This window comes from Desulfofundulus australicus DSM 11792 (assembly GCF_900129285.1).
GTDB lineage: Bacteria > Bacillota > Desulfotomaculia > Desulfotomaculales > Desulfovirgulaceae > Desulfofundulus > Desulfofundulus australicus.
The window spans coordinates 1-1024 of sequence record NZ_FQUW01000077.1 but is presented as its reverse complement, the minus strand read 5'-3'; the positions used below and the strand labels follow the sequence as shown (position 1 = coordinate 1024).

Annotated in this window: 2 protein-coding genes; both read left to right on the top strand. The window is 53.3% G+C overall.

Going from position 1 to position 1024, the window contains the following annotated elements:
* Positions 1-638 (top strand): integrase core domain-containing protein (locus BUB44_RS14925; protein WP_165611065.1); only part of this gene is annotated, 638 nt, incomplete at its 5' end.
* The coding region (locus BUB44_RS14920) for an ATP-binding protein (RefSeq protein ID WP_242656003.1) at positions 638-1024 on the top strand (387 nt) is incomplete at its 3' end. The genes BUB44_RS14925 and BUB44_RS14920, both read left to right, overlap by 1 nt.

Genomic DNA, 1024 nt, shown 5'->3' with positions numbered 1-1024 from the left:
TGGGGTGCACTTTACTGCACACCGAACCTTTTGCTCCGCAGGCCAAGGGTAAAGTGGAACGTTTTTTCCGCACCGTCAGGATGCGTTTTTTAAGCCGCCTGGAACCGGACAGGATTAAATCCTTAGAGGAGTTGAACCTTGCTTTCTGGCAGTGGCTGGAGACGGATTACCAGCGCAAAACGCACAGTGCACTTGGTATGAGCCCCCTGGATTACTTTATGTCCCAGGCACATGCGGTGAAAATGGTTTCCAACCCGGTCTTTTTAGACGAAAGCTTCCTTTTGCGGGTAACGCGCAAAATTAATCACGACGCTACCTTCCCATTAGATAACATACTCTACGAGACGGACCAGCAGTTTGCCGGCACACGCCTGGAAGTCAGGTATGAACCCGAGTGGCTGGGAAACCCCGCCCGCCCTGTGCTGCTCTACAAAGACGGCCTGAAAGTGGGCGAGGCCAGACAGGTTGATTTCTATGCCAACGCGCAGCTGAAAAGGAGAGGCCGCGGCCGCCCGGCCCTCAAAAATACCGATACCGGCCCGGAAGATAAACCTCTAACCCCGAGTATCAGTGAGATTCCGGTACCAGCCGTCTCCTTTGCCGAACTGCTCAAAAGTGAAGAGGCGGGTGAGAAGTGATGTTCACCCAGTTCTACGGGTTGAAGTTCAACCCTTTCAGCAAGGAAGTGCCTTTTGACCAGCTTTATTTAAGCCAGGACCTGATGGAACTCACCTCCCGCCTGAAGTACTTACAGCAGGTGCGGGGTATGGGTTTAGTTGCGGGGGAGCCGGGTTGCGGTAAAACTACCGCCCTGCGCAAGTATGTGGAGGAACTCAACCCGGCCCATTTCAAACCGTGCTATTTTACCCTCTCCACGGTGACGGTACTGGAATTTTACAAGGGCCTGGCCCTAACCCTGGGCGAACAGCCCAAACACAAAAAGGTAAGCCTGTTCCACCAGATCCAGGACACCATCACCAACCTGTATTACGACCGCCATATTACACCGGTTATTGTGCTGGAT